The sequence below is a fragment of the Paraburkholderia sp. RL17-383-BIF-A genome (assembly GCF_046028015.1).
Taxonomy (GTDB): Bacteria; Pseudomonadota; Gammaproteobacteria; order Burkholderiales; family Burkholderiaceae; genus Paraburkholderia.
In genome coordinates, this window is the sequence record NZ_JARESR010000027.1 from 102,513 (window position 1) to 117,862 (window position 15,350).

Annotated in this window: 13 protein-coding genes; 12 read left to right on the top strand and 1 reads right to left on the bottom strand. The window is 65.7% G+C overall.

The features are described from left to right. Positions 1 to 84 precede the first annotated feature (84 nt). From P0D71_RS26375 to P0D71_RS26425, 11 genes are all read left to right on the top strand, one after another. Positions 85 to 1,563, top strand: coding sequence for an aldehyde dehydrogenase family protein (locus tag P0D71_RS26375; RefSeq protein WP_408482844.1), 1,479 nt, complete (start codon positions 85 to 87; stop codon positions 1,561 to 1,563). A gap of 298 nt (positions 1,564 to 1,861) precedes the next feature. Further along, positions 1,862 to 2,530 carry a haloacid dehalogenase type II gene (locus P0D71_RS26380; RefSeq protein WP_091803081.1) on the top strand — a complete coding sequence of 223 codons (669 nt, stop codon included), beginning with the start codon at positions 1,862 to 1,864 and terminating at the stop codon, positions 2,528 to 2,530. A 72-nt stretch (positions 2,531 to 2,602) separates the two neighbouring features. Beyond that, on the top strand, positions 2,603 to 3,877 hold the full coding sequence (locus P0D71_RS26385) for an NAD(P)/FAD-dependent oxidoreductase (RefSeq protein WP_408353806.1): 1,275 nt from the start codon (positions 2,603 to 2,605) through the stop codon (positions 3,875 to 3,877). Between the two features lie 79 nt (positions 3,878 to 3,956). Then, positions 3,957 to 5,573: an ABC transporter substrate-binding protein gene (locus tag P0D71_RS26390; RefSeq protein WP_091803074.1), complete on the top strand. Its 1,617-nt coding sequence runs from the start codon at positions 3,957 to 3,959 to the stop codon at positions 5,571 to 5,573. Positions 5,574 to 5,692: 119 nt separating this feature from the next. Further along, positions 5,693 to 6,646 carry an ABC transporter permease gene (locus P0D71_RS26395; RefSeq protein WP_091803071.1) on the top strand — a complete coding sequence of 318 codons (954 nt, stop codon included), beginning with the start codon at positions 5,693 to 5,695 and terminating at the stop codon, positions 6,644 to 6,646. Further along, positions 6,643 to 7,593: an ABC transporter permease gene (locus P0D71_RS26400; protein ID WP_408482847.1), complete on the top strand. Its 951-nt coding sequence runs from the start codon at positions 6,643 to 6,645 to the stop codon at positions 7,591 to 7,593. Before P0D71_RS26395 ends, P0D71_RS26400 begins: the two co-directional genes overlap by 4 nt. Further along, entirely contained in the window at positions 7,593 to 9,437 is a 1,845-nt protein-coding gene (locus P0D71_RS26405) for an ABC transporter ATP-binding protein (RefSeq protein WP_408482849.1), read from the top strand. Before P0D71_RS26400 ends, P0D71_RS26405 begins: the two co-directional genes overlap by 1 nt. Then, the gene (locus P0D71_RS26410; RefSeq protein ID WP_408482851.1) at positions 9,434 to 9,748 is read left to right on the top strand and encodes a (2Fe-2S)-binding protein; all 315 of its coding nucleotides are present in this window, start codon (positions 9,434 to 9,436) and stop codon (positions 9,746 to 9,748) included. Before P0D71_RS26405 ends, P0D71_RS26410 begins: the two co-directional genes overlap by 4 nt. Continuing rightward, positions 9,733 to 11,127 (top strand): FAD/NAD(P)-dependent oxidoreductase, encoded by a 1,395-nt coding sequence (locus P0D71_RS26415; RefSeq protein WP_091803059.1) that lies wholly within the window; start codon positions 9,733 to 9,735, stop codon positions 11,125 to 11,127. Before P0D71_RS26410 ends, P0D71_RS26415 begins: the two co-directional genes overlap by 16 nt. Further along, positions 11,124 to 12,293 carry an NAD(P)/FAD-dependent oxidoreductase gene (locus P0D71_RS26420; RefSeq protein ID WP_408353794.1) on the top strand — a complete coding sequence of 390 codons (1,170 nt, stop codon included), beginning with the start codon at positions 11,124 to 11,126 and terminating at the stop codon, positions 12,291 to 12,293. The genes P0D71_RS26415 and P0D71_RS26420 overlap by 4 nt, the downstream gene beginning before the upstream one ends. Beyond that, positions 12,290 to 12,748: a helix-turn-helix domain-containing protein gene (locus P0D71_RS26425; protein WP_408482854.1), complete on the top strand. Its 459-nt coding sequence runs from the start codon at positions 12,290 to 12,292 to the stop codon at positions 12,746 to 12,748. The genes P0D71_RS26420 and P0D71_RS26425 overlap by 4 nt, the downstream gene beginning before the upstream one ends. Here the strand turns inward: P0D71_RS26425 and prpR are convergent. Continuing rightward, positions 12,705 to 14,672: a propionate catabolism operon regulatory protein PrpR gene (gene prpR / locus P0D71_RS26430; RefSeq protein WP_408482856.1), complete on the bottom strand. Its 1,968-nt coding sequence runs from the start codon at positions 14,670 to 14,672 to the stop codon at positions 12,705 to 12,707. The genes P0D71_RS26425 and prpR overlap by 44 nt on opposite strands. A gap of 219 nt (positions 14,673 to 14,891) precedes the next feature. Here prpR and P0D71_RS26435 point away from each other — a divergent pair. Further along, on the top strand, positions 14,892 to 15,350 hold a 459-nt coding region (locus P0D71_RS26435; protein WP_408482857.1), incomplete at its 3' end, for a citrate/2-methylcitrate synthase.

The following is a 15,350-nucleotide window of genomic DNA, read 5'->3' on the forward strand; positions in this document are numbered from 1 at the left end:
GGCTCTACGATTTTGTCATGGCGGCAACGGTCTCGGGACCGCGCCGCGCGAGACCACCAGCCAGTCACACAGGACACCTCTCTCATGGACAGCTTCAATCCAGACGACGTCGCGATTCGCAGCGGACACTACATCGGCGGTGAATATGTCGAGGCGGGCGAGCATCGCATCGAGGTGGCGCGTCCATCGGACGGCGTGGTGTATGCCTCGGTGCCGCTCGCCGACGCCGCGATGGTGGACCGCGCCGTCGAGAACGCATGGCAGGCTTTCAAACACAGTGGCTGGGCGCGCATGGCGCCGCGCGAACGCGCGAAGATCCTGCGCCGTTTCGCCGAGCTGGTCGAAGCCGACGCGCTGACGCTCGGCCGTCTGGAAGCGCTCGGCTCGACGCGCCCGATTGCGCAGGCGATCGGCTGGGACGTGCCGTTCACCGCCGAGGGCATCCGCTTTTACGCCGAGTTCGCCGACAAGTTGGGTGGCGACGTGGCGGCCACCGATCACGATCATCTCGGCATGACGATCGCCGAACCCTACGGCGTGATCGGCGCGATCGCGCCATGGAATTTCCCGCTGGTCATGGCGTCGTGGAAGATCGCCCCGGCGCTGGCGGCCGGCAATGCGGTGGTGCTCAAGCCCTCGGAGATGACGCCGTTCTCGGTCTTGCGGCTCGCCGAACTGGCGGTGCAGGCGGGCGTGCCGGCCGGCATTTTCAACGTGATCCAGGGCGATGGCCGGGTGACCGGCGACGAACTGGTGCGCCATCCGAAGATCAGCAAGGTCACTTTCACGGGTTCCACGCGGACCGGCGCGTCGATCATGGCCGCGTGCGCTACCAGCGGCACCAAGCCGGTCACGCTCGAACTGGGTGGCAAAAGCCCGCAAATCGTATTCGCCGACGCGCCGCGTCTGGACGATGTGGCGCGCCGTATTGCCGGCGCGATCACGGGCAACGCGGGGCAAGTGTGCGTGGCGGGCTCGCGCCTGCTGGTCGAGCGCAGCCTCGCTGAGCCGCTTGCCGAACGCATCGGCAAGATCTTCGCCGAGTTGAAGCCCGGCGCGACATGGGCCGCGGGCACGACGCTCTCGCCGATCATTTCGGCGCCGCAGGCGGCGCGCATAGAAGGCATTGTCGGACGCACGCTGGAAGCCGGTGCGACGCTGCGCTACGGCGGCGCGAGAGCCGACGGCGGCGCTGATGGCGCGTTCTACGCCCCGACCTTGCTCGCGGACGTCACGGCGCACTCCGAAGCGGTGCGCGAAGAAGTCTTCGGGCCGGTGCTGACGCTGCAAACCTTCGATACCGAAGAAGAAGCGCTCGCGCTCGCGCAGCATCCGGAGTACGGCCTCGCGGCCGGCGTGCATACCGCCGACCTCGGCCGGGCGCTGCGTTTCGTGCGCGGGCTCGAAGCAGGCACGGTGTGGGTGAACCGCTATGGCCGCACCTCGGACTTCATGATTCCCACGGGTGGCTACAAGCGCTCCGGCATCGGCAAGGACCTGGGCCGCCAGGCCTACGAGGCGAACCTGCGTTTCAAAAGCGTACTGATCGACCTGCGGGCCTGAAGACGCCTTTGAGCACCCGCCGGCCGCTTCGCGCGCCGGTCGCAAACCCAGTAGGGGCAAGGGTTTAGCCTGATCGCCGCATTCTGTGCTGTCAGCGGCCCGAAAACGCATGGTTTGTGTCACCGGCAGCGCCCTAATCAGGAACATCTATGTTTTTGCGCTGATTAAATCTTTTACAGGAATTAGCTTTTGTCGATCTGAGCGGGTGCGAAGCACTTGCTCAGATCCCCTGCAAGATAGTTGCTGTTTTCGCCAATGAACTCCGACCACGAGTTCACCATCACGATAGGACTGCACCATGATCGAATTCGAACCGAAATACATCACCTTCGACTGCTACGGCACGCTGACCAAATTCCACATGGCCGACATGACGCGCGAGCAGTACGGTCATTTGCTGAACGGCGAAGACCTGGAAAAGCTCGTCGCGTTTTACTCGGGCTACCGTCGCGACGAAGTGCTCGGCGCATGGAAACCCTATCGCGACGTGGTGGTCAACGCGCTGCGCCGCGCGTGCAAGCGCATGAACGTCGAATTCAACGAAGCGGGCGCGCAAAGCATCTATGACGCCGTGCCGACCTGGGGTCCGCATCCGGACGTGCCGGAAGGCGTCGCCCGTCTGGCGAAGAAGTACAAGCTGGTGATTCTCTCGAACGCTTCGAACAACCAGATCCAGAGCAACGTCGACAAGCTCGGCGCGCCGTTCTACAAAGTCTTCACGGCCGAGCAGGCGCAGTCGTACAAGCCGCGCATGCAAGGTTTCGAATACATGTTCGACCAGCTCAACTGCAATCCGGAAGACGTGCTGCACGTGTCGTCGAGCCTGCGCTACGACCTGATGACCGCGCACGACCTGGGCATCAAGCACAAGGTCTTCGTCAACCGCGGCCACGAACCGTCGACGCCGTACTACCAGTACTACGAGGTCAACGACATTCCGCATCTGGCTTCGGAACTCGGCCTGTAAGCGCCGGTTGCATTTGCGCCCGCCAGACACTGCCCACCGCCTCGCTCATTGCCCATCTCAAGGACCTCACGGATGAAGCTCGATTCCTATTGGCTCGACACCGCGCCGCCACTGCTGTCGGCGTGCGAGGGTCCGGTCGACGGCCAGACCGATGTGGTCGTGATCGGCGGCGGCTTCACCGGACTGTCGGCGGCGCAGGCGTTGGGCAAGCGCGGCGCCACGGTGACCGTGCTCGACGCGGGTCGCATTGGCGGCGGCGCGTCCGGGCGCAACGGCGGCCAGGTCAATACCGGAGTCGCGCAGGACTTCGTCGCGCTGGTCGCGCAACTCGGTGTGGAGCGCGCGAGCGCCTGCTACCGCGCGTTTTCGGACGCGGTCGACACGGTCGAGCGTCTGATCCGCGAGGAAAACATCGACTGCAATTACATCGCGACCGGCAAGCTGAAGTTGGCGTCCAAGCCGCATCATCTTGCGCATCTGGAAAAGACGGCCGAAGCGATTCGCCGCGAAGTGGATACGGATATCGAACTGATCGACCGCAGCCGTATTCGCAGCGAAATTCAATCCGACAGCTTTTACGGCGGATTGCTGCAACGGCACGGCGGCCAGATGCACATGGGCAAGTTCACGGTGGGTCTCGCCGAGGCGGCGGTGCGCCGCGGCGCGAAGCTGTACGAGAACGCGGCGGTCACTGCCATCGCGAAAGACGGCGGCGGCTTTCGTATCACCTCGGCGCGCGGCGAAGTGCGCGCGAAGCAGGTGCTGATCGCCACCGGCCCGTCGCGGCACGGTCCGTTCGGCTGGTACCGCAGGCGTCTCGCGCCGGTCGGTTCGTTCATCGTGGTGACGGAGCCTGTGGCGCCGGCGTTGCTGGCGCAAGTGTTTCCGAACCGGCGTGCGTACACCACCACGCGTTTGATGCACAACTACTTTCGCGTGACGCCGGATTCGCGACTTCTGTTCGGCGGCCGCGCGCGCTTCACGGCGTCCGAGAGGCCGTCCGATGCGAAGAGCGGTCGCATCCTGCAAGAAGGCCTCGCCGCGATGTTCCCAATGCTCGCGCATGCGCGCATCGACTATTGCTGGGGCGGTCTGGTGGACATGAGCGCCGATCGTCTGCCGCATGCCGGCCAGCACGACGGCATTTATTTTTCGATGGGCTACAGCGGCCACGGCACGCAGATGTCCACGCACATGGGCCAGGTGATGGCCGATGTGATGGACGGCCACGAAGACCAGAATCCGTGGCGCGAGTCCGAATGGCCCGCGATTCCCGGCCACACCGGCAAGCCCTGGTTCCTGCCGCTCGTGGGGACGTACTACCGCATCAAAGACATTTTTTATTGATCGTTTGTTGTTCGATTGGCAGTCAAAACCACGCAGCCACGCCTGCTTAACCTCGTTGCTCACCTCGCGGAGAAGTTCGATGAATAAGGAAAACTCGCAACATGGCGCTCTTGGACTCGGAAGCGAGTTGGAGCGATTGACTGCCAAAGGCGCGTCGCGGCGCGGCGTGCTGCGCGCAATGGCCGCCGCCGGCATGATGTCGGTCACCGGCGCCGGCTTGTTGACCGCCAGCGGCGCGGCGCTCGCGCAGGCCAAGCCGAAGCAGGGCGGCAAGATCCGTGTGGCGACGCAATCCGCTTCCGCGGCCGACACGCTCGACCCCGCGAAGGGTGCGCTCGGCACCGACTACGTCCGCGGCTTCATGTTCTACAACTGTCTGACCGAACTCGATGCGCATCTCGGCGCGAAGATGTCGCTGGCGACCTCGCTCGATACGAAAGACGCCACCGTGTGGGTCGTCAAGCTGCGCAACGGTGTGCAGTTCCACGACGGCAAAGCGCTCGCGCCGGCCGACGTGGTGTATTCGATCATGCGCCACAAGGATCCGGCCACCGCCTCGAAAGCGAAGACGCTGGCCGATCAGATCAAGGAAGTGAAGGCCACCGGCCCGAACGAAGTGACGATCACGCTGGAAGGCCCGAACGCCGATCTTCCGGTGATCCTCGCCACCTCGCATTTCCAGATCATCAAGGACGGCACCAAGGACTTCAAGACGGCGATCGGCACCGGTCCGTTCAAGGTCAAGGAATTTTCGCCGGGCGTGCGCACGGTCGGCGTGAGAAACGAGAAGTACTGGAAGCCGGGCATGCCGCACCTGGACGAGATCGAACTGATCGGCATTGGCGACGAATCGGCGCGCGTAAACGCGCTGCTCTCGGGCGACGTGCAACTGATCAACGCGGTGAGCCCGCGTTCGACCACCCAGATCAAGGGCGCGGGTGGTTTCTCCGTGCTGGAGACGAAAACCGGCCTGTACACCGACCTGGTTGTGCGCGACGAAGGCGGCATTACCGGCAACGACGATTTCCGGCGTGGCATGATGTATTTGCAAGACCGCGAGCAGATGCGCCGCGCGATCTTCCAGGGTTACGGCACGATCGGCAACGACCAGCCGATCGATCCGACCAACAAGTACTACCTGGCCGGCTTGCCGCAGCGCACCTTCGATCCGGACAAGGCGAAGTTCCATTTCCAGAAGGCGAAGGTCGGCAGCGCGCCGATCCAGATTTTTGCTTCGCCGGCGGCCGAAGGCTCGGTTGAAATGGCGATGTTCCTGCAGCAGGTCGCGCCGCAAGCCGGTCTGAATCTGCAAGTGTCGCGCGTGCCGGCCGACGGCTACTGGTCGAACCACTGGATGAAGCATCCGCTGGGTTTCGGCAATGTGAATGCGCGCCCGAGCGCCGACGTGATCTTCACGCAGTTCTTCAAGTCGGACGCGCCGTGGAACGAAGCGAACTGGAAAAGCCCGAAGTTCGACCAACTGCTGCTTCAGGCACGCGGCGAACCGGACGACGCCAAGCGCAAGAAGATCTACGGCGACATGCAGGTGCTGGTGCATGAAACGGGTGGTGTCGGCATTCCGCTGTTCCAGAGTTCGCTCGACGCCTACACGGACAAGCTCAAGGGTCTCGGCTCGATTCCGCTCGCCGGCCTGATGGGTTTCATGTTCGCGGAAAATGTCTGGCTCGAGGCCTGAGTCGGATCTGAAGGGCGGTTACGAAGGGTTTCCGGTCTGACGAACTGGAAAGTCACACCCTGCAACACGCGCGCCGCGTTTCGAGCGGCGCGCGGCTTCAACTGAAGAGGCGACTCTCGATGAAAGCACATGCGCAACGTCTCATCGCCGCGCGCCTCGGCCTCGCGCTACTCACGCTGCTGCTGGTGTCGGCAGTCGTGTTCGCCGTCACCGGGCTGCTTCCCGGCGACGCGGCCCAGCAGGCGCTCGGCCAGGCGGCGACCCCCGAAGCCGTTGCCGCCTTGCGGCATCAATTCGGCCTCGACCAGCCCGCGCTGCAACGCTACTGCGTGTGGCTTCTGCATGTGGTCAGCGGCAACTTCGGCACCTCGCTGTCGAACAATCTGCCGGTCAGCCAGCTGATCGCGACGCGGCTGCCCAACTCGCTCGCGCTGGCCGGCCTGACGGCAGTGGTCGCGGTGCCCGTGGCGCTCCTGATCGGCATTTCGTCGGCGATGTTCCGCGGCTCGCTGCTCGACCGCACGCTCAACGTGCTCACACTGTCGACCGTCGCGGTGCCGGAATTCCTCATCGCGACGATCGCCGTGCTGATCTTCGCCGTCAAACTGCGCTGGCTGCCGGCGCTGTCGTATCTGTCGGAAGTGCATTCGTTCGGCGCGCTGCTGCGCATCTACGCAATGCCGGTGATGACGCTGTGCTGCGTGCTGGTCGCGCAGATGGCGCGCATGACGCGCGCCGCGGTGCTCGATCAGCTCAATTCGTCGTACGTGGAAATGGCCTTGCTCAAGGGCGCCTCGCCGGTGCGCGTGGTGTGGCGGCACGTGCTGCCGAACACCATCGGCCCGATCGCCAACGCCGTGGCGCTGAGTCTGTCGTATCTGTTCGGCGGCGTGGTGATCGTCGAATCGATCTTCAACTATCCGGGCCTCGCGAGCCTGATGGTGGACGCCGTGACCAACCGCGACATGCCGCTCGTGCAGGGCTGCGTCATGGTGTTCTGCGCGGCGTATCTGGCGCTCGTGCTGATCGCCGACCTGTGTCAAATCGTATCCAACCCGAGGCTGCGTCGATGATGAGCCAACCTACCAATCCCCACCACATTCCCCACGCGGGCACGGAACTGTACGACGTGCGCCGCGACGAACTGGTCGTCGAGCCCGCGCCCGTGGAAGCGGTTGCGCTGAAACAGGGCGTGCTCAAACGCCTCGTCCACCGCTTCTCGGTACTCGGTCTGATCGGTCTGCTGATGGTAGCGTTCTGGCTGCTGGTCGCGTTCATCGGGCCGCTCGTCGCACCGTACAAAGGCGGCGCGCTGACCTCGACGGAAATTTTCGGCCGCTATAGCGCGGCGTATCCGCTCGGCACCGACTATCTCGGCCGCGACATGCTCAGCCGGATTCTCTACGGCGCGCGCTACACGGTCGGCCTGGCGCTCGCCGCGGCGGTGCTCGCGAGCGTGATCGGCACGTTCTTCGGCCTGCTCGCGGCGGTGTCGGGCCCCTGGGTCGATGAAATCCTGAGCCGTCTGTTCGACGCGCTGATTTCGATTCCGAGCAAGGTGCTCGCGCTCGTCGTGATCGCCGCGTTCGGCTCGTCGATCCCGATGCTGACCACAGTCGCCGCGCTGGCCTATATTCCCGGCGCGTTCCGGATTTCGCGCTCGCTCGCGGTGAACCTGATGGGCCTCGAATACGTGCAGGTGGCGAGAGCGCGCGGCGAAGGCATCTTCTATATCGCACGGGTCGAAGTGCTGCCCAACATGATTCACCCGATGCTCGCCGACTTCGGCCTGCGCTTCGTGTTCATCGTGCTGCTGCTGAGCGGGCTCTCTTTCCTCGGCCTTGGCGTGCAGCCGCCGAACGCCGATTGGGGTTCGCTCGTGCGCGAGAACATCGGCGGCCTGTCGGAGGGCGCGCCCGCCGTGCTGATGCCGGCCGTCGCGATTGCGACGCTGACCATCGGCATGAATCTGCTGATCGACAACCTGCGGCGTCGCGGCCGTAGCCACGGAGGTGCGTGATGGCTGAGCGGGACATGATCGAAGTGAGGGGCCTGAGAGTCGTCGCGGGTGCGGCGCCGGGGCCGGTGACAGAGATCGTCAAGGGTGTCGATTTCTCGGTGAAGAAGGGCGAAGTGCTCGCGCTGATCGGCGAGTCCGGCTCGGGCAAGACCACCATCGCGCTGTCGCTGCTCGGCTATGCGCGAGCCGGCTGTGCGATCAGCGGCGGGTCGGTGCGCATCGGCGAGGTCGACGTGTTGTCGCTCGACGCGAAAGGCCGCCGAGCGTTGCGCGCGCGCACCGTCGCGTATGTTGCGCAGAGCGCGGCGGCCGGCTTCAATCCGGCGCGCACGATCATGGATCAGGTCACCGAACCGGCGCTGCTGCATCACCTCATGACCAAAGAGGCGGCGTGCGCCAAAGCGATTGGCCTGTTCCGCTCGCTCGCGTTGCCCGCGCCGGAAACGATCGGCGAGCGCTATCCGCACCAGGTGTCCGGCGGTCAGTTGCAGCGCTTGATGGCGGCGATGGCGTTGATCACCGATCCGGCCGTCGTCGTGTTCGACGAGCCGACCACGGCGCTCGACGTCACCACGCAGATCGAAGTGCTCGCGGCCTTCAAGAAAGTGGTTCGCGAACTCGGCACCACGGCGGTCTACGTATCGCACGATCTGGCGGTGGTCGCGCAAATGGCGGACCGCATCGTCGTCCTGAACGGCGGCGCGGTGAAGGAAAACGGCGCGGTCGCGCAAGTGCTCGACGCTCCTGTGGATGCTTACACGCGCCAGTTGCTGGCCGCCACGCGCCGTCCGGAAGCGGTGCTGGAATTGCCGCCGACCCTGGGCAAGCACGTGCCGCCGCTGCTGGAGATTCGCGGGCTGTCCGCGGGTTATGGCCGCATCGACCGGTATGGCGCGCCCGCCGTGCGCGTGCTCGACGACGTCAGTCTGTCGATTCCACGCGGCAGCACGCTCGGCGTGATCGGCGAATCCGGCTCCGGCAAGACGACGCTCGCGCGCGTGGTGGCGGGTCTGGTCGACCGGGCGCGCGGCGAGGTGCTGTTCAACGGCGAGTCGCTGCCGGCGCAGCTCTCGCGCCGCACGCCGGAGCAATACCGGCAGATCCAGATCGTGTTTCAGAACGCCGACACGGCGTTGAACCCGAGCCACTCGATCGCTGACATCCTCGCCCGGCCGCTCGCGTTCTATCACCATCTGCGTGGCTCGGCGGCGAAGAAGCGCATGCTGGAACTGCTCGATCTGGTGAAACTGCCGGCCTCCATCGCCACGCGCACGCCGGCGGGGCTCTCGGGCGGCCAGAAGCAGCGTGTGAATCTGGCGCGCGCGCTCGCCGCCAATCCCGCGTTGATTCTGTGCGACGAAGTGACTTCCGCGCTCGACACGGTGGTCGGCGCGGCGATCCTCGATCTGCTCGGCGAATTGCGACGCGAACTGGGCGTGTCGTACATGTTCATCAGCCACGATATTTCAACGGTCCGCGCCATCTGCGATGAAGTGATCGTGCTGTATGCGGGGCATCGCGTGGAAGCGGGGCAGCGAGATGTGCTCGCCGCGCCGCCGTATCACCCGTACACGGGCTTGCTGGTGGATTCGGTGCCGGCGCTCAAACCCGGCTGGCTCGACGCGCGCCGCGAGATCGTCGCCACCGCTTTGCCGGCGATGGGCGAAAGCGCCGATATTGCCGAGCTGTGTTCGTTTCGCGCGCGCTGTCCTGTACGTATCGACGGCAAGTGCAACGTGACACCGCCCTCGATGAAGCGGCTGCCCTCGGGCGCGGAGATTCTGTGCCACCATCCGGCCGCCGAACTGAACCGTTTGCAGAGCGTAGAGGCGACCCCGGCATGAGCGGACGATTTGTGCGCGTCGCGGAAGCCGGCCGCAAGACCTTTCCGATTACCGTGGACGGCGTGGTGCGCGAAGCCGCCGAAGGCGACACGCTGATGGTCTCATTACTCACCGGCACGCGCACGTTGCGCGATTCCGAATTCGGCGACGGCCGGCGCGCGGGCTTCTGCCTGATGGGCGCCTGCCAGGACTGCTGGGTGTGGACCGCGCAAGGCGAGCGCGTGCGGGCTTGCAGCACGCCGGCCACACCCGGCATGTCGATCGTCACGAAACTCGCGGATGCCGGGGAGGGTGTATGGCCCCGCGTGTAGTGATCATCGGGGCCGGGCCGGCGGGTGTGCGCGCGGCGCAGGCGCTAGTCGAAGCGGGCCTGCGGCCTGTCGTTATCGACGAATCGCGGCGCGACGGCGGACAGATTTATCGGCGTCAGCCGGAAGGCTTTTCGCGCAGCTATGACACGCTCTATGGCACGGAGGCCGCGCGTGCCGCGTCGCTGCATCAGAGCTTCGATACGCTGAAAAGCAGGATCGACTATCTGCCGGAAACGCTGGTCTGGAATATCTCGTCGAACACCGTGCATCTGGTGAGCGGCACGCGTTACCGCACGCTCGTATTCGATGCGCTGATCGTCTGCAGCGGCGCGACGGACCGGCTGATGCCCGTCAAGGGCTGGCATCATGCAGGCACTTATAGCCTCGGCGGCGCGCAGGTCGCGCTGAAGTCGCAAGGCTGCGCGATCGGCTCGCGCATCGTGATGATGGGCAGCGGGCCGCTGCTGTACCTCGTGGCCGCGCAGTACGTGAAGGCGGGCGCGCAGGTGGCGGCGGTGCTCGATACTTCGACGTTCATGCAGCGCGTGGCCGCGTTGCCGCGTCTGCTGGCGATTCCCGCCGCGCTCAGAAAAGGTATTGCGTTGACGCGCGTGATCGCCGACGCGCGCGTGCCGGTTCATCGCGGCGTGCAGCCGCTCGAAATCAAAGGCACGCCGCAAGATGGCGTGAGCGCGGTCGAGGTCGCGCTACCCAATGGCAAGCGCCTCGAACTGGCATGCGATGCGGTTGCGCTCGGCTACCACCTGCGCCCCGAGACGCAACTCGCGGACCTCGCGGGTTGCCGCTTCGTGTTCGACGACAACGCCCAGCAGTGGCTGCCGCAAATCGATGCCGACGGCCGCAGCAGCATCAAGGGCGTCTACCTGGCGGGCGACGGCGCGAGAGTGCGCGGTGCCGACGCGGCGGAACGCTCGGGCCGTCTCGCGGCGCTCGCGGCGATGCAGGATCACGGCATGCCGGTCAACGGCGTGGAGCGCTTGCGCGCCGAACTCGCGCGCTTCACGCGGTTTGCCGCGGGCTTGCGCGAAGCTTTCCCGTGGCCGGCGAAGTTCGCCGCGTCGCTGCCGGACGAGACGATCGTCTGCCGATGCGAAGCGATTACCGCGGGCGAATTGCGCCGCGTGGTCCGCGCGAGCGGCGCGAAGGAAGCCAATCGCGCGAAGGCGTTTTCGCGCGTCGGCATGGGCCGTTGCCAGGGGCGTTATTGCGGCCACGCCGGCGCGGAGATCATCGCGGCGGCGGCGTGCGTGCCGTTATCGTCAGTGGGACGGCTGCGCGGCCAGGCGCCGGTCAAACCGCTGCCCGTGGCGCTGACCGAAGAGGCGATCGACGAAACGAGCAGCGAGGTGAGCCAATGAGCGCGACGACTCGCAACGAAGCCGATGTGATCGTGATCGGCGGCGGCATCATGGGGACGACGACGGCGTTCTTCCTGCGTCAGCGCAATCGCTCGGTGATTCTGCTCGAACGCGGACTCACCGGCCAGCAGGCAAGCGGCGTGAACTTCGGCGGCATTCGCCGGCAGGGCCGCGCGCTGCCGCAACTGGCCATGGCCAACCGCGCGCTGCGCACGTGGCAGCGCTCGGCGGAACTGCTCGGCGAGGACATCGAGTTTCTGCCTTCGGGCCACACGCGCGTGTGCTACCACCAGAAGGATGTCGAGAATTTCGATCAGTATGCAATCGACGCGCGCGCCTACGGACTCGAACTCGAAGTGCTGCATGGCGACGCCATGTTCAGGCGCTTTCCGTTTCTCGGCCGCGAAGTGCTGGCGGCCTCGATCTCGCCGCTCGACGGCCATGCCAATCCGCGCCTCGCCGCGCCCGCGTTCGGTCGCGCGGCTGCGCGGCTCGGCGCACAGGTGATCGAGGACACGGAGATCGTTCGCGTGGAAAAGGATGGTGGCCGGTTTCGCGTGGAAAGCGCGCGTGGCGACGTCTACTGGGCAGCGCAGCTCGTGATCTGCGCCGGCGCGTGGGCGAGCCGCCTGACCGAACAGTTCGGCGAATCCGTGCCGCTGACCGCGCGGGGGCCGCAAATGTGCGTGACCGAGCCGGTGCCGTACGTATTCAAATCGTCGATGGGCGTGTTCACGTCGATCAAGGAAGAGAGCATCTACTTCCGCCAGATTCCGCGCGGCAACATCATCGTTGGCGGCGGTCCTGCTGGTCCGGCCGACGCCGTGACGCGCCGCGCCTCCGTGTTGCCCATCAACACCGTGCGGCAACTGGCGCAAATGCGCCGGCTCGTGCCCGCGTTGGCGCCGCTGCATGTGATTCGTGTCTGGAGCGGCGTGGAAAGCTATCTGCCCGACAGCGAGCCAGTGATCGGTCCGAGCGGCCAGGTCGACGGCCTTTACTACGCGTTCGGCTTCAGCGGCTCGGGCTTTCAGATCGGTCCGGGCGTCGGCGAGACGCTCGCGGAACTGGTCGATACGGGCAGCACGGCGATTCCTCTCGACCCGTTTTCCATTCGGCGTTTCGCGAAACAACCGGCGGCCCGCTCGACTATCGTGACGTCATGAAACAGTCCATCAGCGTCAACGCGGCCCGCGCGTTCATCGAAGCCCATTTCGACGAACCGGTGACGCTCGCCCAACTCGCCGCGCTCTCCGCGCTCAGCGTGTCGCGCTTCGCCACGGTGTTCCGGCAGCAATATGGATCGTCGCCATACCGCTATCTGTGCGGCCTGCGGATTCAACGCGCGCAGACGCTGTTGCTCGAAGGCGTGCCGGGATCGGTCGTCGCCACGGAAGTCGGCTTCTTCGACCAAAGCCATTTCGGCCGCCATTTCAAGCGATGCTGCGGCATGACGCCCAGCATGTTCATCGCGCGCGCCGCTGCCGGCAGCAACGCGATCACGAGCGCCGGCACTGCGGCGATCAGCGCCGTGCGGCCGGCGCGGCATGGTAGCGCGGGAGGCGTCGGCGCCACGCCTACTGCGCCGCGTTCAGCTTCCGCCATAACGTCGTCTTGCTGATGCCGAGCGCCTCGCAGACGGCGTCGCGATCGCCTTCGTGCGCGGCGAGCGCGGCGCGGATTTCGTCGGCTTCCACGTGACGGCTGCGTTCGCGTAGCGATAGCGCGGCTTTCCTCGCGCGCGCGTGGGGCTCGACGATTTCCGGCGCGAGCGTGCGCAACATATCGCGGGTGAAAGCGGATTCGGTGGCGTCCGCGTTGGTATCTTCAGGGACCGCGTCGGCGAGTTCCACGGCGATCCGTTCAATCACGTTCTGCAGTTCGCGCACGTTGCCGGGCCACGCGTAACGCTTGAGCGGCTCGTCGAGTGGGGCGAGCACGCGTTCGGCGGCAGCCGCGTCCGGCACACGCGCCGCGAGCCTCGGTTCACGCGCCACGGCTTGCAGCAGCAGTTGGGCGGCGAGCGGCAGCAGGTCGGTCGGCCGCTCGCGCAGCGGCGGCAATGCGATGCTGAGAATGTTGAGGCGGTAGTAGAGGTCGGCCCGAAAGCTGCCCGCTTCGATGCCCTCGGTCAAGCCGCGATGCGTCGCCGCGACCACGCGAATATCGACCCGCGTCGGCTCCGTCGAGCCGAGCCGCACGACTTCGCGTTCCTGGAGCACGCGCAACAGCCGGCTTTGCAGCGACAGCGGCATCTCGCCGATTTCATCCAGAAACAGCGTGCCGCGGTGCGCCACTTCGATCAGCCCCGCCTTGCCGCCCTTGCGCGCGCCGGTGAATGCGCCTTCTTCGTAGCCGAACAACTCGCTTTCCAGCAGCGCCTCGGGAAACGCGCCGCAATTGATTGCGACGAACGCGAAGTCGCGCCGCGCGCTCAACTGATGCATGCTCTGCGCGACCATCTCCTTACCCGTGCCGCTTTCGCCGAGAATCAATACGGTGGCATCCGAGCGCGCATAGCGCTTGACGAGCGTACGCACCCGTTCCATCGATTCGGACGCGCCGACGATATCGTCGAGCCGGTAACGCGCGCTGAACTGCTGCACGCGCTGGCGCGAGCGCAGCGTCCGGTCGAGCCGTTCGACCGCGCGCGATTCCTGAAACGTCAGCACGGTGCCCGCCGCCGAGCCGCTGCTCGCCAGCGGCCCGCGATGCACGACATAGCTCACGCCGCGCACCGTGCAGAACCCGTCGCCGTCCGCGTCCGGCAGACTGCCTGCGAGATCGGGCGCGAGTTCGAGCAGCACGCGGCCCACGGCGTGTGCCGCGTCGAGGCCGAGCACGCTCGCGAGGCGCTGGTTCATCGCTTCGACGCGGCCTTGCGCGTCGAGCGCGACGACGCCGTCGCGCAGATGCTGCAACAGATTGTCGAGCCGCTGACGTCGAACCGTTTCGCGGCGCGTGGCCTGGGCGACTTCGAGCGCGGTGTCGAAGGCCGCGCGCACGGAAGCGCGCGAGTAGAGAAACACCGCGCCCATGCCGGCATTCGCGGCGAGATCCGTGACGAGTCCGGGGCCGACCACCACCTCGATGCCGCGATCGCGCAGATCGAGCACGAGGCTTTCCGCATCCTGCGCCGATTGATAGGAAGCGAACGTGATGTCGAGTGCGAAAGCGGCCGTGAAACGTCGCACTTCGTCGGGTGTGTCGCCGTGCGTGACGAGCGCGACCTTCGCGCCGTCGCGGCGCGCGCGCGCGAGCGCGTGCATCACGTCGAAACCGGTCGGGCCGATCAGCACGACCGGCACCGACACGCGCGTCTTCAGATACGCGCCGTTCGAGCCGCCGGCAATCACGACATCCGGACGACCCGCGCCCGCGGCCTCGACTTCGTGCACGGCGTCTTCGAAGCCGTGCGAGACGATGCGCAGGTCCGCGCGCTCCACGTATTCGCCGGCGATATCGAAAAACAGATCGCGCAGGCGGCTGATGCTGAGCGCCCAGATGCGGGGGCGCTGGGCGGGTTCGAAAAGAGGTGTGCTCAAGGCGGGGCGGCTCACGGCGGTGCTAGGAAAGTCCACCCATTATGCGCGCATCCATTTCCAATCTGAAATTAACGTTTCATTTCTGAAATCGGATCGAGGCGGGCGCGGACGGCAGTCCTTTTTTAAATCAGGCACTTAGCGCGCGTGCGCGTGGCTGGCCCGTTCTTTGCGTTTTGGGATGCGGTCCAACATATCCCCCATGCATCTGGAGACGAAGTCATGAGCGAAGCAGATAACAGTACGCCGAACACAGGCGCGTTCAAACCGAAGAAATCGGTCGCCCTGTCCGGCGTGACGGCGGGCAATACCGCCCTCTGCACGGTCGGCAAGACCGGCAACGACCTGCACTACCGCGGCTACGACATTCTCGATATTGCGGGCGCCTGCGAATTCGAAGAGATCGCGTACCTGCTGGTCCACGAAAAGCTGCCGACCCAGGCCGAACTCACCGCCTACAAAACCAGGCTGAAGGCGCTGCGCGGCCTGCCCGCGAACGTCAAGGCCGCGCTTGAATGGATCCCGGCCGCAGCACACCCGATGGACGTGATGCGCACCGGCGTGTCGGTGCTGGGCACCGTGCTGCCGGAGAAAGACGATCACAACCTGCCGGGCGCGCGCGACATCGCCGACAAGCTGATGGCCTCGCTCGGTTCGATGCTGCTCTACTGGTACCACTAC

Bases quoted from the DNA above. Each gene is read 5' to 3' on its own strand.
- P0D71_RS26375 (WP_408482844.1), top strand. From the start codon at position 85: ATGGACAGCTTCAATCCAGACGACGTCGCGATTCGCAGCGGACACTAC.
- P0D71_RS26380 (WP_091803081.1), top strand. From the start codon at position 1,862: ATGATCGAATTCGAACCGAAATACATCACCTTCGACTGCTACGGCACG.
- P0D71_RS26385 (WP_408353806.1), top strand. From the start codon at position 2,603: ATGAAGCTCGATTCCTATTGGCTCGACACCGCGCCGCCACTGCTGTCG.
- P0D71_RS26390 (WP_091803074.1), top strand. From the start codon at position 3,957: ATGAATAAGGAAAACTCGCAACATGGCGCTCTTGGACTCGGAAGCGAG.
- P0D71_RS26395 (WP_091803071.1), top strand. From the start codon at position 5,693: ATGAAAGCACATGCGCAACGTCTCATCGCCGCGCGCCTCGGCCTCGCG.
- P0D71_RS26400 (WP_408482847.1), top strand. From the start codon at position 6,643: ATGATGAGCCAACCTACCAATCCCCACCACATTCCCCACGCGGGCACG.
- P0D71_RS26405 (WP_408482849.1), top strand. From the start codon at position 7,593: ATGGCTGAGCGGGACATGATCGAAGTGAGGGGCCTGAGAGTCGTCGCG.
- P0D71_RS26410 (WP_408482851.1), top strand. From the start codon at position 9,434: ATGAGCGGACGATTTGTGCGCGTCGCGGAAGCCGGCCGCAAGACCTTT.
- P0D71_RS26415 (WP_091803059.1), top strand. From the start codon at position 9,733: ATGGCCCCGCGTGTAGTGATCATCGGGGCCGGGCCGGCGGGTGTGCGC.
- P0D71_RS26420 (WP_408353794.1), top strand. From the start codon at position 11,124: ATGAGCGCGACGACTCGCAACGAAGCCGATGTGATCGTGATCGGCGGC.
- P0D71_RS26425 (WP_408482854.1), top strand. From the start codon at position 12,290: ATGAAACAGTCCATCAGCGTCAACGCGGCCCGCGCGTTCATCGAAGCC.